A 25,981-nucleotide genomic window follows, 5' to 3' on the forward strand; every position below is an offset into this window, starting at 1 on the left:
ATAAGTTATTGATGGCATATAGCCAAGTATTACATCAGCGACGTAATTCCGGCGGTATTGGCAATTGCTGATCGGCGAGCGGATTAGGTTTACGTCCACGCCCTTTCTTGTACTGCTTCAACTGGAACACATAAGCGAGCAACTGAGCGATCGCCGTAAACAAGCCATCCGGGATCTGCTGCTCCAACTCGGTACTGTAATACACTGCACGGGCGAGCGGCGGTGCTGGCACGATCGTGATGTCATGTTCAGCGGCTATTTCCCTGATTTTAAGTGCCAGGAAGTCCGAACCTTTGGCGACTACCACTGGCGCTTTATCGATTTTACTGTCGTAACGAAGCGCAACCGAGTAGTGCTCCGGGTTGGTGATAACGACGTCTGCAGATGGGACTTCTGCCATCATACGACGCTGCGCCATTTCGCGCTGGAGCATCCGGATCCGCCCCTTAACTTCAGGCTTACCCTCGGTTTCTTTGTATTCGTCTTTGATTTCCTGCTTGGTCATCTTGAGCTGTTCATTGTGCTGCCAGATTTGGAAAGGCACATCAATCGCCACTACCACCAGCAATGAGCAGCAAATCAGCAGTACGAAATTCATCAGAATCTCAAGCGCGTGATAGAGGTTGGTCGGAAAGGTTTCGATGTTCAGTTGGTAGAAGTCATCGAGGCTCGCCCACATGAGGTAGAAAGCAACACCGGATACCAGCGCCACTTTCAGAATCGACTTGAGAAGCTCAACCCAGCTTTGCTTGCCGAACATCCGTTTAATGCCCTGCAACGGACTCATTTTGGACAATTTAGGCCTTGCTGCTTCCCAAGAAAAGGAGACACCCCCCAGCGCGGAAGCACCAATCAAACCGGCAATAAACAACATCAGCAGTACAAAGGTGATCGGCCAGACAATATGAAATATCGCCCCATAAGAAATCAGCCCCAGCGAGGTGACGTCAAAAATCTCCTCACGCGTGAGCGTAAAGAGTTTTCGCATCATCTCCATCAAGGCTTTACCAAGACTCTCACCAAACCACATCAATGCAACAGCGCCCACCACGAGCACTGCGACTGATGCCAGTTCTCTTGAGCGCGGTACCTGACCTTTTTCCCGCGCCTGCTGTCGCCTTCGGGGCGTGGCGTCTTCTGTGCGTTCCTGACCGTCGTTCTCTGCCATCAGGCACCTCCACCTACTGTGCAGTCGAGACGGATAAGGTCACAGATAGTATTCAGCCCTGTGTCCCAGTGATTCAGGTAATGCGGCAAAATTCCGTTGAGCAGATACATACAAATCATCAAACCCACCAGCAACGCAAATGAGAAACCGAGTGAGAAGATATTTAGCTGAGGTGCGGCACGGGTCATGACACCGAAGGAAAGGTTTACCGTGAGCAAGGCGATAATCCCTGCCAGTGCCATTCCGAGCGCCACGCTGAACATGATGCCAAACCAACTCGCTAGCGCGCGGTAATCGGCAACACCGAGCATTTCACCCACAGGTAGGGTTATAAAACTCATTACGACCAGATTAAGCATCTGAAGATGCCCATCGGTGGAAAGGAAAATCATGGTCGCCACGAAAAGATAAAACTGACCCAGCAAGGGCGTGTTCTGCCCATTGGCCGGATCGACCATAGAGGCAAAACCCAAGCTCGACTGCATACCGATGATTTGACCGAGCAACACGAATGTTTGAATCACAAACTGGGTCACAGTGCCCATCGCAATGCCAATCAGGATTTGTTGCGCCAGTACCACAAAGCCGCCAAAAGAAACCAACTGGATAGTTTCAGGCACTTGAGGAAGCGCGGGCATCACCGCAAAGGTGATAGCCAGAGACAGATACAAACGGATGCGAACCGGCACAAATCGAGCACCGAAAAACGTCATCGTCATCATCATTGATGAGATGCGCGCAAACGGCCAGAAGTACTGTGCCAGCCAATTAAGAATGATATCTGCCGGGTATTCCATGCCTGATGCTCAGTCAGTAAAGCAGCTGAGGTATTTCTTCAATCAATCGGAAGAAATACTCCATCAGCATGCGCGTCATCCAATGGCCGAAGAACATCAGCGCCACAAGCGTCGCAATCAAACGCGGCAGAAAACTCAAGGTCTGTTCGTTAATCGAGGTCGCGGCCTGAAAAATCGCCACCAGTAAACCAACGATAAGACCGGGGATGATAATGGCGCAAACCATGACCAGGATGAGATACAGCGCATCCTGGAACAGTTCGACAAAAGCTTCTGGTCCCATGATTCACTCCTACCCGAAACTGCCTGCGAGGGTCGACAGGATAAGGTTCCAACCGTCCACCAGCACAAACAACATCAGCTTAAATGGCAAAGACACGATCATTGGCGAGAGCATCATCATACCCATCGCCATCAGTACCGAGGCCACCACGAGGTCGATAATCAAAAACGGCAGGAACAGCATAAAGCCTATCTGAAAGGCGGTTTTCAGCTCTGAGGTGATAAACGCTGGGATAAGCACAGTCATCGGTACTTCTTCCGCTTCTGTCACTTGCGAGCCGGACATGTTCACAAAGGTTTCGAGATCTTTAACCCTTGTCTGTTGCAGCATAAATTCACGCAATGGCACCTGAACACGGTCAAACGCTTCGCGGGCAGTTATTTCCTCATTGAGATAAGGCTGAACCGCTGCGACGTTCATTCGGTCGATCACAGGCGACATGATGAAGAAAGTCAGGAACATGGCGATACCGATGATGACCTGATTTGATGGTGTCTGTTGCAGACCCATGGCCTGACGCAGTATTGCCATCACAACCACAATACGGGTGAAGGACGTCATCAGAATAACAATCGCAGGCAGGAAGCCGAGCGCTGTCATCAACGCCAAGATCTGCAAAGTGACCGAGTAGTCTTCACTGCCATCCGGGTTGACAGTCATGGTCAGTGCTGGAATGCCACCGCCATTTCGCGCCTGGATCATCGAGGCTTCGCCCGCATCGTTAATCAGGGTTTCAGTAATGGTTTCTGACGCTGGCGCTGGCTCTTCTTCAGCCAGTGCAAACGGGGTGACAAAAAAGCAGCAAAGCGCCAGAAAAATGGCAGTGACGGATTTAAGACGCATCATTTTTCTTCAGGATTTGGTTGAATTGGGAAGAGAAAGATTTCGTGGATTCCGAATCAGTAATCGGGTTTTCCAGCGATTTTATCAGTGTAATTTGCTGGGACGTGACACCAACCAGTACCTGTTCACCATTTACATCGAGCACCACAACACGCTCCTTCTGGCCTAAGGGAAGCTGGCTAACCACCTTCAGCCCAGATTTCGTGCCCATCAGTGATGGCACCTGCATGCGTTTGAGCGCCCAGGCCAAGCCGAAAATCACACCAATCACCAGCACCAACGCCCCGAGGGTCGTCGCCAGATCTTGGCCATCCGGTGCTGCCGCGTAGGCGCTTGGGGCAAACATCAATCCAATTGCAGCTCGTCGCAGGAATACCATGAACTCTCTTTCTCAGCCTATGTTTTTCGGGTAATACACCCCATTAAGCAAAATCCAGGCCTAAAAAAACGCCCACCGCAAAGCGGCAGGCGTCTTCAATACAGCAAGCAAAGAGTTTGTCGTTAACGCAGCTTTTTAATTCGTTCTGTTTGGCTGATAACGTCAGTGAGTCGGATACCAAATTTGTCGTTTACCACAACAACTTCACCGTGGGCGATCAGAGTGCCATTCACCAGTACATCCAGCGATTCACCTGCCAGACGGTCCAGCTCAACGACCGAGCCCTGATTCAATTGAAGCAGGTTACGAATGTTGATATTGGTGCGGCCCACTTCCATTGAAATGGTCACCGGAATATCAAGAATCGCGTCCAGCTTTCGGGCTTCATCCGCGTTGATGGGTGGCGTTTCATCCACCAGCTCATCCAGCGGGGCAGTCTGTACATCATCACCGCCTTCTACTACAGCCTGTTCGGCAAGCGCTGCAGCCCAATCGTCTTCTACATCACTCATGATTATCTACCAACGTATTAGTTATTCGTCCGAATTTTTGTCGCTCAAATCTTCGAGCAGCTCAATCGGGTCGTCTTCCAACAGGGTGACATCACTCTTCATCACTTCAGGACGTTTGAGCTTGTCAGTAATCTTTATTGCCAGATTGTCGTTTGACTGTCCCATCTTGCCGCGGAATGTCGGCAAATCTTCGATGTAAACAGTACAGGCATCCGGCATTTTCACGGGGATCACATCACCCGCTTCCAATTCCATTAAATCACGCAGCGAAAGAGACGTTTCCAGCAATTTGGCTGTCAATCCCACTTCCACATCCATCACCTCATCCTGCAGCGCTTTGGACCAGCGCTTGTCAGTATCCATCTTGTCACTCTGGATACCGGCATCGAGCAATTCACGGATTGGCTCAACCATGGAGTAAGGCATGACTACATGGAAGTCACCGCCACCACCATCAAGTTCGATGTGGAACGAGCTCACGACAATCACTTCTGTCGGGCTCACAATGTTCGCCATAGCCGGGTTCACCTCTGAGTCGAGGTATTCGAACTCAACCTTCATGACCGGCGCCCAAGCGTCTTTGTAGTCTTCAAATATCAGCTTAAGCAGCATTTGAATGACACGACGCTCAGTTGGGGTGAATTCACGGCCTTCGATACGCGCATGGAATCGGCCATCACCGCCAAAGAAATTCTCTACCAAGATGAAAACAAGGCGCGCTTCCATGGTCACCAGTGCGGTACCTTTCAGCGGGCGGAAGCGAACCATGTTCAAACTGGTCGGTACAAACAGTGTGTTTTGGTATTCGCCAAACTTCACCATCTGTACGCCGTTAATTGACACTTCAGCCGTTTTGCGCAGCATGTTAAACAAGCTGATACGCATATGACGTGCGAATCGCTCGTTTATCAGCTCCAGGGTGGGCATTCGCCCACGGACGATACGGTCTTGTGAGGAGAAGTCAAAATTCGAGGCCGAGGCGATATCGCCGCCACCGCCGCCGGAATCCTGTTCCTCTTCTTCAACGTCGTCTACACCATGAAGAAGCGCATCAATTTCGTCTTGACTGAGGAGATCGGTCACATTGCACCTATTGCATTACAAAGCCAGTAAATAACACCCGCTCAACCACTGTTTTGCCGGTGACTTTTTCCATTGCAGCCTGCACAGTATCGACAGCCTGCTTGCGGACTTCCACCTGTCCTTGCGGCGTACGCAGTTGCTCAACGGTTGCAGCCCCGAACGTTGTCAGAAGGCTATGTTCAACCAGAGGCAAATTCTGCTTCGCCAGTGTCTCATTCTGGTCGCCACGCACCATCAGCTGCACTTTTACCTGTACTAACCGCTGTTGCATGTCGCCGGTTACGTTAAACACAAAAGGCTGCGGCAACGTAACGTAAATAGCTTGAAGGTTCACCGGTTCAGGCTCTTCAATCACGATATCTTCCTGCGGCGCGCTATCGCCGCCCATCAGGAAGAAGAAAGCACCTGCACCACCACCGAGTAACAACACTGCCGCCACGATGATAATGATCAGTTTCTTTTTACCGCCACCACCACCGCCAGCTTCAATATCTTCATCTGCCATGATTCACCTCAGTTAGGGTTTAATTCGATTTCCAGTTTCAAAACAAGCGCAGCAAGAATGCTACATTAAGCATAATAGTCAACACGATCTTTTGGTGTGTTGACATAGAGCTCATGGTTTGTCACAGAGTGATCTGCGTCTTGTTCATCGCCTCGCCCAAACCCGGAGGAATGACCTTGTCCGTTCTGTCCGCCCTGACCTTCACCTTGTTGGGCTTGGTTCCCGGCAAAAGACTGTCTGCCGCCTGCATCTTGATGCTGCACGGAAGACTGCGCCAGTTGCAGGCCTTGTTGCTGCATCATTTCACGAAGACGTGGCATGGACTGTTCCACCAGATCTCTCGCCGCTTGATTCGCCACCGTAAACTGCACGGATGCCTGATCGCTGTTTACTGACAGTTTGATTTGCAGCCTGCCAAGCTCTGGCGGGTCGAGGCGAATATCAACATGCTTGAGGTTTTTCGACATCATCATGTTGACGCGTTCAGACAAGGCATTTGCCGCTTCTGTCTGGTTCTGACTCATTTGCAATGGCGTCTGTGCAGCTGCAGCATCAAGTTTCGCTGCGGTTGTACCCGCCTGCTGACCAAAGCTCGATGCCAGCTGCTGTGCCAAATGATCGGCTTTTGCTTCAGTACCTGGGCGCGCTGTTTCTGTCAGTTGCTGAGCTGCGGTGGCTTCTAACATAGCCAGACTTGCCGCAGGTTGAGGTTGATTCGCGCCATTTTGCATTGCCGCTGGCGTCCACGGTATAGCGGCGAACGCTGACATTGGAGTCGTTGGCTGGGTTTGCGGATTCACTGCCGCCTGAACTGCTGAGGCAGCTTGACTCATGTTTGCCTGAGCAGTGGGAGTTAGCCCTTTCGCCTGCAATTCTGCCGCGAGTGCTTTATCTGGCCCACCATTCATGGTCGATGCTGCAGCCATTTGGGCTCGCATCATCATATCCTGCTGTGCTTTAGTTCCCGCCCACTCCGGAGACTGACTTGCTTTTGCCATCATTTCTGGTGTGATTTCCACGTCACCATTTGCCGCTACCATTGAAGCTGCCTGAGCCATTACCGGCGCTGCAACAGTAGGTGTATCAGGTTGTGTTATTTCTTGTGCTGTCGATGCGCGAAGGGCATCCACTGCGGCAATCAGCTCTGCGTCGCTCAAAGGTTTCGTTTCCGTTTTTGTGACACCACTTTCTGATGACACATCCAGTGAGCCTTTTTCCGATTTAACGATAAGCTGCTGAATAACAAGCTTTTCTTCGTTAGTCAGAAGGTTAACAGGCTTGGAAAGCAAAGCATCTACTTCAGCTTCCACTGCTTTATCCAAGGGAGGCTTGACCATATCAGTGGGGAGCTTTCCGTCAGACTGACGGGTAGCGGCTTTCAGTTCTGCTTTCGGTGCCTGAGCCTGCAACGCCAGTGCAGCTTTTACCTCTTCAGGCAAGGCTTCACTGTTCTTGGCTTGTTGCGGCAAGCTTTTGCCTTCAGCCTTAACTGCTTCTACCTGGGCCACTTTCAGCTCTGGTGAAGCCTCTTCTGGCTTGGTCTGAAGCACTTGATTGGATTCATTCAATCGTTGAAGCAGGACTTCACCGTCCTGTTTAGCGACCTGTTGGCGATTCGCGATACTTTCATCACCACTCTCAATCGCTTTTGTGGCTTTCAGGACTTCAGCATCTGACTTACCATCAATAGCAGGCTTAACGGTTACTTCTTCACCGTCTGCGTCAAAAATCGCTTCATCCAGCGCCAACTTTTCGGCATCTTCACCTTCAGCGCTTGCCAGTGATTTGGTCAGTGCGGCATTAATTGCCTCTTCACTGGCAGCATCACCTTCTGTAGCGACTGCTTTTTCACCTGATACGGCTTCGGCTTCACCGTCACCAGAAACCAGCTGTGCCAGTTGTGCGAAGAAACCTTCTCCTTCACTTTCAGACACTTCTGGAGACATGACAGCGTTGCCTTCGCCCATTGGCGCTTTGCTGTTTGATAAACCGGAAAGTAAGAAACTGGTTTGGCTCATAATTATCCCGCTTCAGATTCTTTGTCGTTTAACGCCGGAAACCTTGTCCGGCAACGTGTTAGAAAGGTAAAAGCAATTATTAGGCCAAAATACTAGAACGAGGATTTCTGACGGGTGTAGATCAAGGTGGCGAACTCATCCATCTGCTTTTGCTCCAGACGTTCAGCCCGCATTTTTGCTTCCTTCTGGCGCTTTTCAACCAGCCACTCCAGCGACTTGGTCTTTTGGCGACATTGCTGCCAATGCTCGCGGCACTGCTCGACATTGTCTTCAAAATCCATTGCCGCCTGGCGCTGTTTTGCCAGTGTTTCATCAAGTTGGACGATAAAGCGGTTAAGGTGGCCATAGCTACTGGCGCTCAAACCAGCCTGTCCACGTTCAGACATCTGGCGAAAGTAGTCCAGACGGTATCGCTCAATTTGCTCGACCTGGATGTAGTAGCTTTGCAGCTCCTGCTGAGCAGCAACCAGCGCCAAATGCGCCTGATGTTCCTGCTCTTTGGCTTGGTCGATAAGAAGGTTCATTGCTGCTTCTGACATGATTCACCTATTGGAGGGTCGAGCGCAGCATGTTGACGCACATGTCATACGGCACTACGTCTTTCATACCCTGTTGGAGGTACATATCCAAACGTGGCTTGAGGGTGAATGCTTGGTCAATAGCCTGATCGGTGCCCGGTTTATACGCACCGATTGACACCAAATCCTGATTTTTACGGCAAACGGAAAGCACTTGCCGCACCGCACGCGCCATCAACATATGCTCATCATTCACGATATTTGGCATCACGCGACTCACAGAGCGTTCAACGTCGATCGCCGGATAATGCCCTGCATCTGCCATTTCGCGGGAAAGCACGATATGACCATCGAGAATCGCTCGTGCAGCATCTGCAATCGGGTCCTGAAGATCATCGCCTTCGGTCAAGACGGTAAAAAATGCGGTAATTGAGCCCTGCCCTTCGTTACCATTACCGGCACGTTCAACCAGCGCTGGCAATTTAGCGAAGACTGAAGGCGGGTAACCTTTAGTTGCAGGCGGCTCGCCAACAGACAAAGCAATTTCACGCTGAGCCTGAGCGAATCGGGTCAGTGAGTCCATGAGAAGCAGGACATCCAGACCCTGATCACGGAAAAACTCTGCGATAGTGAGTGCCGTCTGACATCCTTTCAAACGCATCAGTGGTGATGCATCGGCAGCCGCTGCAATCACGACGGAACGCTCACGGCCTTCCTTACCAAGGATTTCATCAATGAACTCTTTGACCTCACGGCCACGCTCACCAATCAAGCCAACCACAACCACCTGTGCAGTCGTACCTCGGGTCATCATGCCGAGCGTCACCGATTTACCGACACCGGAGCCAGCAAACAGACCAATACGCTGGCCTTTACCTACGGTTAGCAGGCCATTAATGGCTTTGATGCCAACATCCAATGGCGTATCAATGGGTTTTCTTGCCAAAGGATTGATAGCAGCAGGCGTGAAAGGAGCCGTTTGTCCGGTAAAGATATCCCCTAACCCATCCAGAGGATTACCAACACCATCAATCACACGACCAAGCAATTCGAGGCCAACAGGAATACCTTGTTCGCCAACCATTGGAGTCACACGTGCCCCCGGTAACACACCGGAGATCTGCTCGCTTGGCATCAAATACAGGGTTTCACCGGAAAAACCCACCACTTCAGCTTCAATCGTGCCGTTGAGGGTGTCGACTTTACAAAGGCTACCAACCGGGGCGCGACAACCAATGGCTTCCAGAGTTAAACCGACGACTCGCACCAGCTTGCCAGAGGCAACCGGACGCGTGGAAAGATTATCGGTTTTTAGCGTGGCGAGCCGCTCAGACAGGCTGACCATCGTCATCTCCTGCCTGAACGTCTGCGTCAGGGATTTCTTCGTCTGCAGATTCTGCATCTTGTGCAGGCTCAGCAGCAGATGTGATTACGTCTTCATCCTGAGGTTCAGACGAAGGCTCTTCAGGCTGCTCAGGCATATCGCCTGTCACAACTTTGTCGGCACCCTGAAGGACATCCGCGCCCAAGCCATCGGCAGATGGTTCAGGCTCTTTCGTCATGTTTTGGCCAGCAAAACGGGTCAGCATTTCACGAATGCGATCTTCCATGCGGTAATCCACCACAGAATCTCCGCACGCGACCTGAATATCACCTCGGTTAATCGCGGGCTCAGCAATCAATCGCCATTCGCGATCGCGCAGTGACTCCATGCTATGAGCTGTGGTCACCACATCCAAATCTTCAGGGTGAAGATAGATAGTAATTTGACGGCCCGTCATTGGCAGCGCATTCACGGCTTCGCGAAGCGTGTTTAAAATCACCTGAGGGTTCGTTTGAACTTCAGTCTGAATCACCGCTTTAGCAAGGTGCAACACCAATTCGACCACTTGGTTTTGAACTTGGTGGTCAATCTGCTCCAACGGGAATGCAAGCTTGGAAAGGATGGCATCAAGGTGATGGCAGCGATTTTCAATCAACTGCTGACCATCATCCATGCCTTGCTGGTAACCTTCTTCTTTACCTGCTTCGAAGCCTTCTGTTTTGCCTTCTTCAAAGCCAGCCTCTTTACCTTCCGTAAAGCCCGCTTCGCGGCCTTCTGCCATACCCTCTTCAACAGCAGACTGGCGGATTTGCTCCAACGAGTCAGCGGTCAGCATGGAAAGGTCAAGTTCCGGCTCCTGATCTTCTTCGAGAAGCTCAGCAGGTTCCCAGCCCGGATCGTAGTTCATCGCCGTATCACGCGGAGGCGCGTTGGACGGATCGTAATTTGGAATATCCCAACGCTCCAGAACGCCTTCTGGCTGCTCGCTTGCACGAATATATCCGCGACGACGTTCTAAGCTCATGTTGCTACCTTATAAAACTCTGTGTTGAAGCGTTGTTGAAATTGAAAAAGGGGCGGAGTTACAAGAACTCGTCCGCACCACCACTGCTCAGCATGATTTCGCCAGAGTCGGCCAGCTTGCGTGCCACAGACAGAATTTCTTTCTGTGCTGCTTCCACATCTGCCACTCGAATAGGGCCCATGGCTTCGAGATCGTCCTGCAACATTTCTGCCGCACGCTTCGACATGTTGCCAAGGATCTTGTCGCGAAGCCCTTCTTCCGCACCTTTGAGCGCTTTGAGCAGTGCTTCTTGAGGCACGTCTTTGAGAATGGCCTGGATACCGCGGTCGTCCACATCGGCAAGGTTGTCGAAGACGAACATGAGATCCTGAATTTGCGATGCCATCTCTTCGTCGGTCTGACCGATTTGTTCCATCAGTGCCGACTCGAGTGAATTGTCCATGTAGTTCATGATATCTGCAGCGGCTTTCAAGCCACCAATCTTCGCAGCCTGCGCACCGGCTTGACCTGCGAACTGTTTCTCCATGATTTCATTCAGCTCATGCAATGCTGCTGGCTGAACTTCTTCAAGGTTGGCAATACGCATCACCAGATCGAGAGCATCACGCTCCGCGAACTGGGTAAGAATTTCAGCTGATTGTTCCGGTTCCAGATAAGAAAGAACGATAGTCTGGATCTGAGGGTGCTCGTTAATGATGATGGACGCCACTTGGCGGGGATCCATCCATTTGAGCGAATCGAGACCTTTTGAGCCACTGCCCAGAACAATTTGGTCAACCAGGTTGTTGGCTTTATCTTCACCCAGTGCCGCAACCAGCGCGTTACGCACAAAGTCTTCACTGCCCATACCTATGGCGGTATAACCCTGAATTTCTTCGAGGAATGCACGATGAACCGCGTTCACTTTGTCCTGGTTCAAGTCAGCCAGCTGCGTCATGGCACCACCTACTTTCTGAACCTGCTTAGGTTCCAAATGGCGGATGATGCTCGCAGCATCCTGCTCAGTCAGGCTAAGCAGAAGAATAGAGGCTTTTTCTATACCTGATAGCTGCGAGACGTCAAAGTCACTCGCAGCGCCGTCTTTATCGTCGTTAGCCATCGTTACTTACCCAGCTTTTCACTACCTGAGCAGCAAGATCAGGTTCATTGGCAACCAATGCCCTGACTGCTTTAAGCAGGTCTTCATCTTTGTGGAGATCAGGCAGGTTGAGGTTCGACGAGCTCATACCAAAGGCATTTGAACCATCGAGTTCTGCACCAATCAAACCAATATCGTCATCCGGGCTGAGCGGCAGACCGTCTGGTCCTAGCATCTCGCCGTTTGGTCCCAGCATGCCATCTTCGTCTTTCGCTGGGTTGATAAGTTTGGACATGGCTGGGCGAATCAATACCAGCACCACCACGATGATGACGAGTGATGCAGCCAGCCAGCGTACCCAATCATTGAAGTTCTCGTGTTCCCAGATAGGCACTTCACCCAGCGCCACTTCTTCCGGCGTCACGAACGGCACAGAAATCACTTCTAGAATATCGCCACGATTCTCGGCGTAACCTACACCGCCAACGAGCAGGCGGCGAATTTTCTCAAGCTCTGCATCACCCACTGGTGTACGGGTAATTTCACCGCTTTCCGGGTTCGTTGAAGCAATATAGTCCACCGCAACAGAGACGGTTTGACGGGCAATGGTGCCAGTCTGACCGCGGCGATGGCTGATGGTGGTATCCAATTCAAAGTTTCGGGTCGCTTCGCGGCTCAATGAACCTTTGTCTCCAGCACCGCCGTTTTTCAGGTCCTGCACATCCTGAGGAATGGCAGAGTCAACTGGTGGCTGATTGCTGAGTGCGCCCGGAACACCGGCTACGTAATCGGTGTTGTTGTAATTCTCACGGGTATATTCACTTCGCGTCGACGAAGTCGCAGGGTCAAAACGCTTACGGGTTTCCTCGATCGAACTGAAGTCCATGGTGACATCAACCTGAGAGGTATAGTTACCCAGACCCAGTACAGGGATCAGAATCGCATCAATTTTCTCGCGCAAAGCTTGCTCTTGCTTACGCTCAAGTTCATATTCCTTGCGGCGCTGTGAAGCCATTGGATCCTGACTACCCGAGCTCAGCAGACGGCCATGTTGGTCTGTCACCGTCACACGGGAAGGTTTAAGGCTTGGCACAGCTGACGCCACCATGTCGACAATAGAATCGACTTCTTCCTGACCCAGTTGCGTGTTGCCACGAACGGTGAGGAAAACGGTGGCCGAGGCCTCCTGATTGTGGCGAACAAAGACACTTTGTTTTGGCATTGCCAACAGCACGCGGGCTTTACTGACTGCACGGATTTTTTCAATGGCTGCGGCAAGCTGACGCTCACGGCTCAATTTGAGGCGTTCACGTTCCAGTTGCTGGGAAACACCAAAGCCCATGTCCTGCATCAGAATGTCATCACCTTCTTCGGAGGCTGAATTCAGACCTGCACGGCTCAGGTTCAGTTTGATGGTCGAGTAATCTTTGGCAGGCACACGAATCGTGTTGCCTTCCAGTTTGTAATCGATTTTCTGTTGGTCAAGGTGGTCAAGAACCGGGATCAGTTCTTCAGTTTCATAGGTGCCCAGTGGGCGCATTTCAGGTTCCTGAACCCACAAAAACAGCAACACAACAAGGGAGATACAAATGGCGACGGCAGCGACAAGGATGAGTTGACGCGCGATGTCAATCCCACCCAGCGGACCGGTTGGGGTGACATTACGCTCCATCATATCCGGATCAGCAAGCGAAGATCCGCTATCCGTGGTGGCGGGTAATGCCGCGGCACCATCGTTGAGGGCGAGTTGTGTGTTGTCGTTATCTTCCGCCACAGGTTACGTCCTACATTAAACAGGCATGTTCATCAGTTCTTTGTACGCTTCGACCAGCTTGTTGCGGGTCTGTACAGTCGCTTCGAATGCTACGCTTGATTTGTTGCGAGCTATCATCACGTCTGACAGGCTGACACTGCGGTCACCCTGGTCAAAACGCGTCGCCAGTTCACTGGAGGTCTTTTGGATGCCATTCACTGAGTTGATGGCACCTGACAAAAGTTCGCCAAAGTCTTGTGAGACCTGTTGACCAGTCGCAGCACGTGACGTGTTCTGCGCTTCCAATGCCATGGTCTGCATTTCATGCTGCATCGGGTTAATTTTCATAGGTCATCCTCGCTGTCAAAACTTTGGCAATTCCCGTCAGTTCGGGCTTTTTGGGCTTTCTGATTACTATTTATGCAATTATTAAGCCAACCATTATAACGCACTCACTCAACAAAAAGCATCGCTTCACTGAGGAATGTCGATGCCCGCATCACGCATTTTGGCGAGTTTATAGCGAAGCGTACGTGGGCTGATACCGAGACGCTCTGCTACATCCTTACGGCGGCCTTCGCACGCACGAATGGTTTCCAGAATGATGGCAAACTCTTGATCGCGAAGCTCACTTCCAAGACTGTCGGCCGAAGCCACGATAGATTCCGGGCGGTGTGGGACCGCTTGAGGCTGGATCACTGGCTGTACGATCTCGCTGGAAGCCACCAGATTTTGTAGGCTACCTGCATCTTGCCAGTCGACGCCTTCCAGAAGGATATCTCCAGCTTCAATCACGCCTTGATGACAAAGGATCAGCGCACGCTGCATCACGTTATCCAGTTCGCGCACGTTACCAGGCCAGCGGTACTGTGTCAGTTTCCCGGCAGCGCCCTGAGTCAGTTGAGGAACCGCTTGTCCCAGCTTGCAGCAATGGCGTTTCAACAGGTGTTCAGCAAGCGGAATGATATCTCCTGCACGCTCGCATAGAGGCAGCCAGGAGATTGGAAAAACGTTCAGGCGGTAGTAAAGGTCTTCACGGAAGTTACCTTCTTCAACATACTGGCGAAGATCGCGGTTACTGGTGGCCAGTACACGCACATCCAGTTTGATGCTCTTACGGCTACCTAGACGTTCCACTTCACGTTCCTGAAGCACACGCAGCAGTTTGGCTTGGAGTGCCAAATCCATCTCACTGATTTCATCAAGCAAAATGGTGCCGCCTTGCGCTTGTTCGAATTTACCCGGGCATGCCTGAACAGCACCGGTAAATGCACCTTTCTCATAACCAAACAGGGTCGCTTCCAACATGTTTTCTGGAATCGCAGCACAGTTAATGGCAACGAAAGCCCCTTCAGAACGCAGTGATTGACGGTGAATATGACGCGCCATGACTTCTTTACCCGAACCGCTTGGGCCCAAGATCATCACATTGGCATCAGTTTTCGCCACCCGATCTGCCAGAGCAATCAGCGCCTGGCTTTTCGGATCTGCCACAACGGCATCGCTGTTGTCTGCTTTTACCGGCGCATAACGGCTTACCATGTTCAACAGCACTTCCGGTGCGAAAGGCTTTGCCATGTAGTCGATTGCGCCTTCTTTCATGGCAGCAACGGCATCCTGAATATTGGCGTAGGCTGTCATCAGAAGCACTGGTAGGTTTGGATAATTCAGTTTGAGGTTTCTCAATAACCCCAGACCATCCATGCCTGCCATCTGTACGTCAGAGACCACGATGTCGACCGTTTCATTTTTCAGTAGCAACAAAGCCTGCTCGGCGCTGTCTGCTTCCAGCCACTGGTAACCTGCTAATGCAAGGGTATCCACCAAGGCTTCGCGCAAGCCTTCATCATCTTCAACGATAAGTACTTTGCTCTGATTCATTGTGCTTCTCCTGATACCTCTTCCTGCGTGGTATCGCAGTTGTCTGCCAGTGGTAGGCAGAGCGTAAAACAGGCACCCTGGCCCGGTTGAGATTGAAGTGTCAGCCTGCCTTTATGGGCATGGCAGACCATTTGAACAACAGCGAGACCAAGGCCTGTGCCCTGTTGTCTCGTTGTGAAAAAGGGTTCGAGAATCTTGCTTTGTAGCTCTGGTGCGATACCTGGACCATTGTCAGCCACAGACAGGAACAGTTGTCCCTGAATCTCCCGGGCATCGACAACGATTTTGCTGCCTTTGCCTGCCACTTGAATGGCATTAACCACCAGATTCGACAGTGCACTCGCCAGTGCATTCATGTTCCCGAGTAGCTGATGAGATTCATCATCACAGTTGATTTCAAAATCGACTTGCTGACTGCTCACCAAGGCTTCGACCATAGGTTCAAATTCATTAAGCAGGTGCTCTAAGGTAAAGGTATTCACGACTTTGTTGTCGCCACCTTTGGCGAACAGCAGCATGTCGTTGACCTGCTTTTCGAGATCATGAAGCCTATCCACCAACTTCATCTGGAAGCGTTTGCGGGTAGGCTCATTAAGATTTGGCGCGCCAAGGTTTGCCGCATAAAGCAAGGCACTGGAAAGCGGTGTACGCACCTGATGCGCCAACGAGGCAACCATCTTACCCAGCGAGGACAGGCGCTGGAGATCGCTGACACGCGATTGCAAAAGGCGGGTTTCTGTCATATCGGTGATCATAATGAGCTGACCGGAATCAGAGGCGGAAATACTAAGCTTCACTTTGCGCCCGTCACGCAGCGAAACTTCATGACCGTCATCTTCACGGGGCGAAAAAGCGCGGTTAATCACATCAACCCAGCGTTCTTGGGTTAACGGTGTGCCGAGCAGACGAAATGCTTCTGGGTTGGCCTCCGCTACACGACCGAACGGGTCCAGCAATATCACGCCTGCTGGCATGACATCTAATACTTGTTTGTATCTCAGAACCTGCTGATCAACGGTTCCCAAAGGAGAATGATTGGCTTCCATGATGCTCGACTATTTAGCTCTCTTTTTCTGACGCTAGATAGCTCTAAGCAGGTAATGTGCCAATTATTAATTCATTACAATTCAGTAAATTAGAAGAAATAGGAACAAAAAAGCGAAGTCAAAAAAATGACTTCGCTTTCATATCAATCAATTCAGTATTACGGCGGACAATTGCGTTCAGGTAATATCTTCTTTGTTGAGACCATACTTACGCATCTTCTCAACCAGTGTGGTGCGTCGCATACCCAGCATATCCGCTGCACGCGCCACAATGCCCATTTGCGCTTCCAAAGCCTGACGAATCATTTCAACTTCCAGATCAGCCAGCATGGCTTTAAGGTCAACACCTTCCGGCGGGAGCCCAGCGGTAGAAGGGTTAGAGAAACCTGGCATCTCTTCTTCCGGTTCGTCCATCGCAAACACCGCATGAAGCGCATCACGTTCCAGATCTTCCTCAGCTTCAAAGCCACCCAGAGTTTCAGGTTGGAATTCAGGAATGTCGCTGTAACGATATTTCTTCGGTAGTCGGTTTACATCCACCATCTGGCCTGGATACAGGATAACCATGCGTTCAATCAGGTTCGCCAGTTCACGAACGTTACCCGGCCAGTCATGTTCCATCAGCGAGCTGATAGCACGGGGGGTCAGATGCACTTGGTTGCCACCTTCTGCTTCCAGACGCGCCATCAATTCCTGAATCAGCAGCGGTGTGTCTTCAATACGCTCTCGCAGTGCAGGCATTTCGATTGGGAACACGTTCAGCCGATAGAAAAGGTCTTCACGGAATGAGCCTTCTTCAATCATGGTATCCAGATTGCGGTGTGTGGCAGCCACAACACGTACATTGACCTGAATGGTCTTGTTGCCGCCGACACGCTCAAAACAGCGCTCTTGAAGCACACGAAGCAGTTTGACCTGCATCGGCTGAGGCATATCGCCAATTTCATCTAAGAAGAGCGTGCCGCCTTCAGCCAGCTCAAAACGGCCTTTACGCGCAGAAATTGCACCGGTAAATGCCCCTTTCTCGTGACCGAACAGCTCACTTTCCAACAGTTCAGGTGGAATCGCACCACAGTTTACAGGCACAAATGGCCCTTTCCCGCGTTGCGAATGGTAATGGATGTTACGTGCAACGACTTCTTTACCGGTACCGGATTCACCCAGAATCAGTACGCTGGCGTCGGTTCCTGCAACTTGCTCAATAAGATGACGAACATCGGCAATCGCTTCACTGCGACCTACCATGCTTCTGAATAGCGTATTTTTTCGGCTAAGTTGAGGAATATTAAATGCACGCTTGCCGGAAAACTCCTGACAGTGTCGGAGTGCATCAGCAAGTTGGGGATAATTTAGTGGCAGCTCAAGCTCACCGACAAAATTTGGCAGTCCAGACAATTCCGTTTTGTGTTTCGCAAGTGCAATAACAGGAATGTGATTGTTTATCGCCAAACTATCCAGCACTTGGGAAAAGCGCTGTGGTGAGTGGATGTTACCCAGAAAACAAGCGCCCTCGGCTTGCTTCCAGTGCGAATCATTTAGCTCAGTGGTTGCACATAGCAGGTATTGCTCACCAATAAACTCCAAGATAACGCCTAAATCGTGACGAAATTTTTCATCATCCTCGATAACAAGAATCTTCGTTAAACCTTGCATGTGTGAGATATATCTGCCCTAAAACCATCTAAGTCATCGGCGCGACGGATGTCACCAATAACAGAATAATCCAGCTATTGTAATTATTGCTTGGTATAAGGCAACCAGAGACACAATAAAGCTGTGACTCCAGTGCCAAGACAGATTAGATTGTAGTGAATCTGACGCGATTTTATGCGTCTGCAGAGGTGATATTGTGATACTCAGCCGGTATTTGATCCCATGCTGATTTAATTTCGCGCAAAATATCGATCACATCATCGATGGGCGCATCCAAGTTGTCTCGGTTTGCCTCAGAAATTTGACGGATCATAAAGTCGTAAAGTGCATCAAGATTGGATGCAATTTCACCACCATCGTCCATCGACAAACAAGTACGCAGGCTGATGATAATATCCAGCGCCTTACCCAGACGTTCACCTTTCACTGCAACGTCGCCTTGCAACATTGCTGCTTTGCCCTGAACCAAGCGTTCAATAGCACCCGCCATCAGCATTTGGATCACCTTATGTGGTGACGCTGCACTCAGTTGGCTGTCTACTGAGACTTTTTTGTAGGCCTGAAGTGACCCTCTCATAACATTCCTCACCTACTCGAACTTTTTATAAATTTGCACTGACTGACGCCCTTTCTTAAAACGACTGGCATGGGCTGCAGCACTATCACGCTGTACTTTTATAAGGCTAAATAACTGCTCGGTTCTGGCGATTGCCTTTGACCATGCAGCTTGTTCCGGCTTTTCCGGCAACATCGTGATTTCTGCCAGACATTGTTTTCTATGATTCAATAACCGTGCCATCTCACTGGAGTCAACAGGGTCTGAATTCAGTACCGTCAGGAGTTGTTCATCAATCTCTGACAGTTGGGACAGCAAAGCTTGCATGTTCATCTCACTTACATTGCCGGCATGATATTCATCATGGCGGACAGTTGAGATTGCATCTCTGCCATCGCGTTATCCATGGCGGAAAACTGCTTCAAGGTGCGGTTTTCCAAATCCTCCATTCGGCGATCCAGTTTGTCCTGCTCATCTTGCAGTCGAATTCGCTGATCGCCCAGGCTGGATTCGCGGTTACGGATTGCACCGCCCACCCCGGTAAAATTCTGCACGGTTTCTTCTACTTTTCGGGCAAAGCCCTGATTACCACCGAAGAAACCTTCTAACGCGCCGTAGTTACGCGTCAGTTGTTTGTCCAACAGGTTGTAGTTGATTTCCAAACGTCCATCCATTGTGGTGGAGATACCGAGCTCACTGAGTGTTTTCAGTGAATCCGGAGCGCCTTCAATCGGCGTGGAAAACAACGAACGCATTTGGTTAACCGCTGAACGGATAACGCTGTCGCCAACCAATGGACCACCCTGTTGGGTTTCCGGGTCGTATTTAGACAGCGCTTTAGTCACTTGATAGAAAGCGTTGTAAGCATCAACAAAGTCTTCCAGTGATGCTTTCACTGTGTCTCTGTCTTCGTCCACATTGACAATCACAGGGCCATCTGAAGGAGACGTCAGTTGCGATACTTCAATCTCAACACCACGAATGGCGTCAGAAAACGTGTTGGTATCGCTGGACACCGATGCCAGTCCGTCAATCAGAATGCGGGCGTCCAGAGCTGCCTGCATCTCATTCATCGAATTAGTTTGACTGGTAGGGTCATAGGCCAGTGCCTGCAGCGGTGACGTCACCGGCGCATTCACACTGACGGAAATTTGGTTATCTACACCTGTTTTATCACCACCGAGGATCAATCGCGCGCCACTGTCATCATTGATAACGGACGCTTTGATACCAGGGTTATTTGCACTGCTGTTGATGGTGCGCACGATATCGAGCAGTGAACTGTTGTTCGCGTCGATATCAATGGTGGTGGTTCGACCGCCCAGACTCAGCGTGATTTGCCCTGCGCCAAAATCGGCTTTGGAATCTAAACCGTCAGAAACCAGTTTGTGGGACTGCGCGAGTTGCTGTACGTCGATGGAGTAGACGCCGGTAACGGCTTGGTGGTCAGCGGATGCGGAGACAGCTTCTTCGTTGTTTGAAACTGTACTCCGCGCCGCGAAGGTATTGTTACGGCGAAAGTCATACATCAAATCTTTCATCGTATCGAGGGAAGTTTTGAGTCTACCGTAGGCGCTGATGTTAGTTTCAACATCGTTCAGGCCCTTAACGATTCGCTCCTGTTTAGGCGCACGCTCAGCTTCAACAATTTTGCTGACCATGGAGTTGATGTCCATGCCACTGCCAAGGCCCGTTGCGCTTAAACCCATTTTTCACTTACCTCAGTTATACCTTTTCTGCAACCAGCCCCCTCGCATGAAGAGACAGTTGCTGTGCTAGCTCTAGCATTTCTTTCTCAGGAATCTGTCGGATGATGTCACCACTACTCATTTCATAGACAGTAACTACGCTTCTTCCAGAATTCTCATCGAGTCGAAATGACAAGCCTTTGTTAAAGGTAGACACAAACTCATCCAGTCGCTCAACCAGCATTTCGAGCTGTTCTTGCTGCATCTCCCGTGTATCTTCAAGTTTTTGGACTTGCTCTACACGGCGTTGAGACAGCTTTTCAACATTCTCTGCCATCTGCCGCTGGTTCGTGATGTTGGGTTGAGTCCCCTCCACAGATTGTTTACTGCTAGCAACTTTCGTGCCTGACTGTGGAGTCACATGAGACAGGGATGACGTTGAAACGGATGATAGGTCCATCGTAGTTCACCTCCTGTTAGCTATTGACGGTGAGAGGCAAGCTCACCGTCATTTTTGGTCTTGCTATTAGCCTAACAGGCTCAGTGCAGCTGACGGTGCTTGCTTCGCTTGTGCAAGTATAGACGTACCAGACTGCTGCAGTATCTGAGATTTGGTGAACTGCGTCGTTTCCTTAGCAAAATCAACATCACGGATGCGGCTGTTAGATGCGCTAACGTTCTCGTTAACGTTATCCAGGTTAGCAATCGCGTGGCTCAGACGGTTCTGCTTCGCACCCAGCTCTGCACGGTGTGAATCGATGTATTGCATCGCATTGTCCACCAGACCAACTGCGCGCTGTGCGCCACCTACAGTACTAACGTCAACGTCTTGTACTGTTTGGTCAACTTTCGCTGCACCAGCGATACCCAGAGAGGTCGCCAGAGCACCGGTGAATGCTACGTCTGCACCAGATGCAGAAACAACTTGCAGTTCGCCGTTTTCAGTGACAGACGCAGATACTTTGCCGTCAGCCTGACCGTTGATGTAGGTAGCCACTTCTTCCACGTCATCGCCTGCTTTAGCAGAAACGTTAATGGTCGCAGTCGTACCGTCAGCATTGGTGATAGCCATAGACAGTGTTGAACCACCAGTTGCGGTCCAAGCAGCCATGTCAGCAGACGCAGCTACAGTCGCCTTATAGGTCGCACCACCCATCATCGCTTCGTCAGCACGGATATTCTTGAATTCCATGAAGACCGCTTCACCAGCGTCAGCACCGATTTGGAATGCTTTTGTACCGTAAGTACCATTCAGCAGTTTCGCACCACCGAAAGACGTCGTTTCCGCGATACGGTTCAGTTCGTCTTGCAGGGCAACGATTTCTTCTTGGATTGCCACACGCTCTTGGTCACCGTTAGCGCCGTTAGCAGATTGCAGTGACAGGTCACGCATACGCTGCAGGATGTTGGTGGATTCTTCCATCGCACCTTCAGCAGTTTGTGACATTGAGATACCGTCGTTTGCGTTACGTACTGCAACGTCTAGACCACGGCTTTGTGAAATCAGGCGGTTAGAGATTTGCAGACCTGCTGCGTCATCCTTTGCGCTGTTGATACGGAAGCCCGAAGACAGACGCTCCATCGAATTGTTCAACGCGTCGGTTGAGCTGTTCAGGTAGCGCTGAGCGGTCATTGCAGGCACGTTAGTGTTTACTGTAATAGCCATAACTATTCTCCTTTGGTACTAAGTCCGGCTTCCGCCCAGCAACCCAGGGAAAACCAGTTCTAAATCTCTCACAACCCATGTAACGGCACGTTTGGAAAAACCTTTACACCTTTTTTCCTACTTTTTTTACAAGCCACCGTGGAGGGTGAAAAGCCGTAAAATCATGGTGCTATGAAGGTTTTCGCCTTAGTGGGGAAAAACTTTAGTGATGATTTTAAAAATTTGTCGACAAAAGCAGATAGAAAGACAGAAAACCCAGTAATAACAAGGCTTAGGGAAAGAAGTAATGATTAGGAGGTTCAGGCTATTTGCTGAAAAAAAACACAAAAAAAGCGGCAATGGCTTGCCGCTTTTCGGGTTCTACAATCCAGATTACTGGAGCAGATTGAGCGCCGCCTGTGGCAACTGTTTCGCTTGAGCAAGAATAGAGGTACTTGCCTGCTGCAGGATTTGGCCTTTGGTGAGCTCTGTTGTTTCTTTCGCGAAGTCGGTATCGCGGATGCGGCTGTTAGACGCAGAAACATTCTCTTGGATGTTGGAAAGGTTACTGATGGTGTGGCTCAAGCGGTTTTGCTTCGCACCCAAATCAGCACGCTGACTATCAATATACTGCATGGCTGAGTCGATAATACCCACCGCCATTTGTGCACCACCAGCATCACTGACATCAATGTCTTGCGCCGTGGTTGCTGCACCTGCGCCAGTGACCAGGCCCAGAGATGTTGCCAAACCACCACCAAAGGTTACGTTGCCAGAGAGCTTCTCTTCCGCAACGAAAATCTGTAGTTGGCCAGCTTCATCAACAGACGCCGTCACCATCTCGTCAGACTGACCATTAATATAGGTCGCCACTTCCTCGATATCATCGCCCACTTTCGCGTCAATATTCAGGTTGATGGTGTTACCGTCTTTGGTCGTAAACGCCATGGTCAGAGTTGCGGCTGTACTTGCCACTTCCCAACCCGCTGATTTACCGTTTGCGGCAATAAACTCGGTACCACCCATTCGGAAATCATCAGCACGAATACTGGTTAAGCCCATAATGATGGCCTCACCCGAATCAGCACCAATTTGGAAAGATGCTTCACCGAAAGAACCATTCAACAGTCGACGGCCACCAAACGCAGTGGTTTCTGCAATACGGTTAAGTTCGTCTTGAAGTGCTGACACTTCTTCCTGAATCGCGATACGTTCAGACTTACCATTCGCACCATTTGCCGATTGCAGAGACAGGTCACGCATACGTTGCAGGATATTTGTGGATTCCTGCATTGCACCTTCTGCAGTTTGGGCAATTGAGATACCGTCATTAGCGTTGCGCATCGCAACATCTAGGCCACGGGTCTGGGCGATGAGTCGGTTCGAAATCTGCAGACCAGCGGCGTCATCTTTCGCACTGTTGATCCGACTACCAGACGACAAGCGTTCCATCGACGTATTTAGATCGTTTGTCGACTTGTTCAGGTAACGCTGCGCAGTCATCGCAGACACGTTGGTGTTAACTGTTACACCCATTTTGCTCTCCTTTGACTTTCGCGTATTTTGCGAAACAGCCTACCCGCGACAAACTTGTCCGAATGTAGAAGCGGGACCAGCCTTCAGTTCGTTATCAGGAACGGTATCAGTGCAACTGACACCTCATGCCGAATGTTATTCAAATAGCATGCCAATTTTTGGAAAGTCTTGTTTATCATCAACTTAGGAGCAATGAGAGCGGAGTCGATTAACAAAACGGCAAATAATTTGATTTTCTCCTCAAGAAAATCGGCAACTTGCCGCCTCCGGTCATTGCCTCCTCATAACCATAGCACCAGATCTTGTAATTAAGAGGGATGAATCACATTTTGTTCGAATAAATTTTCATTCTCAAAACAGAGACAAAGCAGTCTGCCCTTTATACACGTGCGAATTTATCCATAAAGTAAACGTCTTTCGGCACGGTATTTGCTGTCTTTTATTTAGTTTAAAAACTTAAGTTTTTCGCACGAATAACTATATGGATTCCTTATGAACAATCCCTCCCAAGCCAATGAAAGTGCTATGACACTGGAACAAGCGTTTGAGCATGGCGTTTCGCTCTATCAACATCAGAAAAAACGCGAAGCCAGAGAGGTGTTCGAACAAATTCTTTCTCATGCTCCCGATGCCTTGCCTGTACTGCAAGTACTGGCGGTGATGGACAGCGAAGAAGGTGCTTGGCAAGAGGCACTGAAAAAGCTGGATCATGCGCTGACCGTTGAGCCAGGCGATGCTTCAATCCTGTTTGATAAAGCGACGCTGCTGGCACAAAACGGGATGAATAAAGACGCTCTTGAGATTGTGGACGCCTTGCTTGGCGTGGCACCGGATCACCAAGAGCTGCTCGCCATGCGGCAACAACTTACCGCCGCTATCGGTAAACTGGGCGAAAGCCGTCGCACAGCAAAGCAGATGAACCAGGTTGCCTCGCAGAAAAATGCTGCCATGGACGCCGAAGTATTGGAAACCCTCTCCCTCGCCAACCAAATGGTGGCAAGCGGCAATCTGGATCAGGCTAAACAGCTTTTTAATGCCGTGATCAGCGTAGCTGGCGACAATCCTTCAGCTTTACTAGGTTTGGCGAAGCTATACATGGGCGAAGAAAACTTTGGCCTTGCCCGCCAAAACCTACTGCGTGCATTTGATGAAGACACGTCAGAAAAAGAAATTGTGGTTCTACTTAGCCACAGTGCAATCAAGATTGAAGATTTCAAAGCAGCGCGTGATCATGCCCGCTTCGGCCTGAACGCCTGGCCAGCCGAGCCACTGTTTTGCCGCTTGATTGTGCTCAGCTACGAAAAAGAAGAAAACTGGCTGGAAGCCTACCGACAAGCCAAGACCTTTATTAAGCAATATCCGACCGACACGGATTTGCTGAACAGACTGGCGACAGCAAGCTTCCAGTTACTTCGAACGCGTCATAACTTCACGCCCGCAGCCATTTTGGAGTGTCAGCAACACATTCAGCAAGCGGCAGGCGTCGCCAATGAAGAAAACAAGCTGCGTCTTTCCACTTATCTTGCTGAGGTTCTTTGGTACAAGGGTGAAGCCAAAGCATCAAAAGCTTTGCTTGAAGATTACATTTCAAAGTATCCGGATGATGTGGAGGCAGGCTTTAACGTCAGCTTTGTTTACCGCACCCTCGGCGAATGGGAAAACTATTACCGCGCCAATGAATTGGGCCTGACCTGTCATCGTCGCTTGCGTTACAGCGGCAACATGCCGCAATGGAACCTTGAGCGCCCGAAAGATGACGTTGTTCTGGTCATGCCAGAACAGGGGGTTGGCGACGAAATTCTTTACTTCCATAACCTTGCCATGGTGCTGGAAAACACCCAAAAGGTCTATGTGGCCTGTGATCCGCGCTTGGAATCAGTGCTCAACCGCGCTTACCCAGAAGCCATCATGGTGCCTATTAAGCGCATTGAAGGCGAAGACATTCATATCCCTGAAGAAGTCATGAACGACATTACGTCCTGGGTTGCCGGTGGCAGCCTGGCTGGCATCTGCTTTGAAAAACATGGCCGCCATGTTTACCAGTCCGGATATGTGAATTTGCCGGAAGACACCAAAGCGCACTGGCAATCCAAGTTGACTGAAGTCCGTCACCAACATGCAGAGAAGAAATTGATTGGTATTTGCTGGCGAAGTGGCCTTGCTGCGGCAACACGTAACATCCACTACTTGATTGCGGAAGAAGTCGCGCATTTAGTGAAGCAGTTTCCAGACGCAGTGTTTATCAATCTCCAATACGGTGATTGCAGCAAAGAACTTAACAAGATTGAAAAGCTCTCTGGCATCAGAGTGTTGCAGCTTGAAGGGCTGGATCTGCGTGATGATTTTGACGGTACAGCTGCCGTCATCAAAGGATTGGATGCGGTGATCACTGCGGGTACCGCAGTACACCGCCTGACTACTGCTGTTGGCACCCCTTGCCACGTATTCTTTGCGGGCACGGAAGAGTCTGATTTCAACCAGCCTGAATCTTTGTATTGCGACATCGAGTTTGGTTACTTCTATCCACCTATGCTGGAAAACAAATATCCGCTGCTAGAATCGATTGCCCGGCACATTCAGGCAAGCTGATTCAAATCCGAATAAAATGGCCGCATCAGTTTGATGCGGCCATTTTTTATCTGAATTCACTGGGCATATTCTTTCGGCGTGCAGCCTTCCCAGCGCCGTAAC

25 protein-coding genes are annotated in these 25,981 nt (G+C 50.3%); 1 reads left to right on the top strand and 24 read right to left on the bottom strand.

Annotated elements, in window-relative coordinates; translation table 11 throughout:
• Positions 1-34: 34 nt before the first annotated feature.
• From flhB to GCE9029_RS09845, 24 genes are all read right to left on the bottom strand, one after another.
• Positions 35-1,168 carry a flagellar biosynthesis protein FlhB gene (flhB, locus tag GCE9029_RS09730; protein ID WP_062662981.1) on the bottom strand — a complete coding sequence of 378 codons (1,134 nt, stop codon included), beginning with the start codon at positions 1,166-1,168 and terminating at the stop codon, positions 35-37.
• On the bottom strand, positions 1,168-1,965 hold the full coding sequence (gene fliR / locus GCE9029_RS09735) for a flagellar biosynthetic protein FliR (protein WP_062662982.1): 798 nt from the start codon (positions 1,963-1,965) through the stop codon (positions 1,168-1,170). The genes flhB and fliR overlap by 1 nt, the downstream gene beginning before the upstream one ends.
• Before the next feature lie 13 nt (positions 1,966-1,978).
• A complete protein-coding gene (fliQ, locus tag GCE9029_RS09740; RefSeq protein ID WP_062662983.1) occupies positions 1,979-2,248 on the bottom strand; it encodes a flagellar biosynthesis protein FliQ in 270 nt (89 codons plus the stop codon).
• A 9-nt stretch (positions 2,249-2,257) separates the two neighbouring features.
• Entirely contained in the window at positions 2,258-3,091 is an 834-nt protein-coding gene (gene fliP, locus GCE9029_RS09745) for a flagellar type III secretion system pore protein FliP (protein WP_062662984.1), read from the bottom strand.
• The gene (gene fliO, locus GCE9029_RS09750; protein WP_062662985.1) at positions 3,081-3,470 is read right to left on the bottom strand and encodes a flagellar biosynthetic protein FliO; all 390 of its coding nucleotides are present in this window, start codon (positions 3,468-3,470) and stop codon (positions 3,081-3,083) included. Before fliO ends, fliP begins: the two co-directional genes overlap by 11 nt.
• Positions 3,471-3,592: 122 nt before the next feature.
• The gene (gene fliN, locus GCE9029_RS09755; RefSeq protein ID WP_002537865.1) at positions 3,593-3,982 is read right to left on the bottom strand and encodes a flagellar motor switch protein FliN; all 390 of its coding nucleotides are present in this window, start codon (positions 3,980-3,982) and stop codon (positions 3,593-3,595) included.
• 21 nt (positions 3,983-4,003) lie between these two features.
• Positions 4,004-5,065 (bottom strand): flagellar motor switch protein FliM, encoded by a 1,062-nt coding sequence (gene fliM, locus GCE9029_RS09760; RefSeq protein WP_062662986.1) that lies wholly within the window; start codon positions 5,063-5,065, stop codon positions 4,004-4,006.
• Positions 5,066-5,072: 7 nt separating this feature from the next.
• On the bottom strand, positions 5,073-5,570 hold the full coding sequence (gene fliL / locus GCE9029_RS09765; protein ID WP_062662987.1) for a flagellar basal body-associated protein FliL: 498 nt from the start codon (positions 5,568-5,570) through the stop codon (positions 5,073-5,075).
• Positions 5,571-5,635: 65 nt separating this feature from the next.
• Positions 5,636-7,588 (bottom strand): flagellar hook-length control protein FliK, encoded by a 1,953-nt coding sequence (locus GCE9029_RS09770; RefSeq protein ID WP_062662988.1) that lies wholly within the window; start codon positions 7,586-7,588, stop codon positions 5,636-5,638.
• A 92-nt stretch (positions 7,589-7,680) separates the two neighbouring features.
• Entirely contained in the window at positions 7,681-8,127 is a 447-nt protein-coding gene (fliJ, locus tag GCE9029_RS09775) for a flagellar export protein FliJ (RefSeq protein ID WP_062662989.1), read from the bottom strand.
• 7 nt (positions 8,128-8,134) lie between these two features.
• Positions 8,135-9,451: a flagellar protein export ATPase FliI gene (gene fliI / locus GCE9029_RS09780; protein WP_062662990.1), complete on the bottom strand. Its 1,317-nt coding sequence runs from the start codon at positions 9,449-9,451 to the stop codon at positions 8,135-8,137.
• The gene (gene fliH, locus GCE9029_RS09785; RefSeq protein WP_062662991.1) at positions 9,435-10,454 is read right to left on the bottom strand and encodes a flagellar assembly protein FliH; all 1,020 of its coding nucleotides are present in this window, start codon (positions 10,452-10,454) and stop codon (positions 9,435-9,437) included. The genes fliI and fliH overlap by 17 nt, the downstream gene beginning before the upstream one ends.
• A gap of 58 nt (positions 10,455-10,512) precedes the next feature.
• Positions 10,513-11,553 carry a flagellar motor switch protein FliG gene (gene fliG, locus GCE9029_RS09790; RefSeq protein ID WP_062662992.1) on the bottom strand — a complete coding sequence of 347 codons (1,041 nt, stop codon included), beginning with the start codon at positions 11,551-11,553 and terminating at the stop codon, positions 10,513-10,515.
• Entirely contained in the window at positions 11,546-13,306 is a 1,761-nt protein-coding gene (fliF, locus tag GCE9029_RS09795; RefSeq protein WP_062662993.1) for a flagellar basal-body MS-ring/collar protein FliF, read from the bottom strand. Before fliF ends, fliG begins: the two co-directional genes overlap by 8 nt.
• Before the next feature lie 15 nt (positions 13,307-13,321).
• The gene (gene fliE / locus GCE9029_RS09800) at positions 13,322-13,633 is read right to left on the bottom strand and encodes a flagellar hook-basal body complex protein FliE (protein ID WP_002537874.1); all 312 of its coding nucleotides are present in this window, start codon (positions 13,631-13,633) and stop codon (positions 13,322-13,324) included.
• Positions 13,634-13,759: 126 nt separating this feature from the next.
• Positions 13,760-15,166, bottom strand: coding sequence for a sigma-54-dependent transcriptional regulator (locus GCE9029_RS09805; protein WP_062662994.1), 1,407 nt, complete (start codon positions 15,164-15,166; stop codon positions 13,760-13,762).
• A complete protein-coding gene (locus tag GCE9029_RS09810) occupies positions 15,163-16,212 on the bottom strand; it encodes a sensor histidine kinase (protein ID WP_062662995.1) in 1,050 nt (349 codons plus the stop codon). Before GCE9029_RS09810 ends, GCE9029_RS09805 begins: the two co-directional genes overlap by 4 nt.
• 177 nt (positions 16,213-16,389) lie before the next feature.
• Positions 16,390-17,865 (bottom strand): sigma-54 dependent transcriptional regulator, encoded by a 1,476-nt coding sequence (locus GCE9029_RS09815; protein WP_062662996.1) that lies wholly within the window; start codon positions 17,863-17,865, stop codon positions 16,390-16,392.
• Between the two features lie 172 nt (positions 17,866-18,037).
• Positions 18,038-18,442 (bottom strand): flagellar export chaperone FliS, encoded by a 405-nt coding sequence (gene fliS / locus GCE9029_RS09820; protein ID WP_062662997.1) that lies wholly within the window; start codon positions 18,440-18,442, stop codon positions 18,038-18,040.
• A 12-nt stretch (positions 18,443-18,454) separates the two neighbouring features.
• Positions 18,455-18,754 (bottom strand): hypothetical protein, encoded by a 300-nt coding sequence (locus GCE9029_RS09825; protein ID WP_231870064.1) that lies wholly within the window; start codon positions 18,752-18,754, stop codon positions 18,455-18,457.
• A gap of 5 nt (positions 18,755-18,759) precedes the next feature.
• Positions 18,760-20,130, bottom strand: a complete 1,371-nt coding sequence (gene fliD / locus GCE9029_RS09830; RefSeq protein WP_062662999.1) for a flagellar filament capping protein FliD — start codon at positions 20,128-20,130, stop codon at positions 18,760-18,762.
• Positions 20,131-20,146: 16 nt separating this feature from the next.
• Complete coding sequence (locus GCE9029_RS09835) at positions 20,147-20,446, bottom strand: flagellar protein FlaG (RefSeq protein ID WP_231870065.1); 300 nt, start codon at positions 20,444-20,446, stop codon at positions 20,147-20,149.
• A gap of 189 nt (positions 20,447-20,635) precedes the next feature.
• On the bottom strand, positions 20,636-21,775 hold the full coding sequence (locus GCE9029_RS09840) for a flagellin (RefSeq protein ID WP_062663001.1): 1,140 nt from the start codon (positions 21,773-21,775) through the stop codon (positions 20,636-20,638).
• Between the two features lie 372 nt (positions 21,776-22,147).
• Positions 22,148-23,290: a flagellin gene (locus GCE9029_RS09845; RefSeq protein ID WP_062663002.1), complete on the bottom strand. Its 1,143-nt coding sequence runs from the start codon at positions 23,288-23,290 to the stop codon at positions 22,148-22,150.
• 492 nt (positions 23,291-23,782) lie between these two features.
• Here GCE9029_RS09845 and GCE9029_RS09850 point away from each other — a divergent pair, with 492 nt between their 5' ends.
• The gene (locus GCE9029_RS09850) at positions 23,783-25,879 is read left to right on the top strand and encodes a tetratricopeptide repeat protein (RefSeq protein ID WP_062663003.1); all 2,097 of its coding nucleotides are present in this window, start codon (positions 23,783-23,785) and stop codon (positions 25,877-25,879) included.
• Positions 25,880-25,981: the final 102 nt, after the last annotated feature.

This window comes from Grimontia celer (genome assembly GCF_900055185.1).
In the GTDB taxonomy this organism is placed as follows: Bacteria; Pseudomonadota; Gammaproteobacteria; order Enterobacterales; family Vibrionaceae; genus Enterovibrio; species Enterovibrio celer.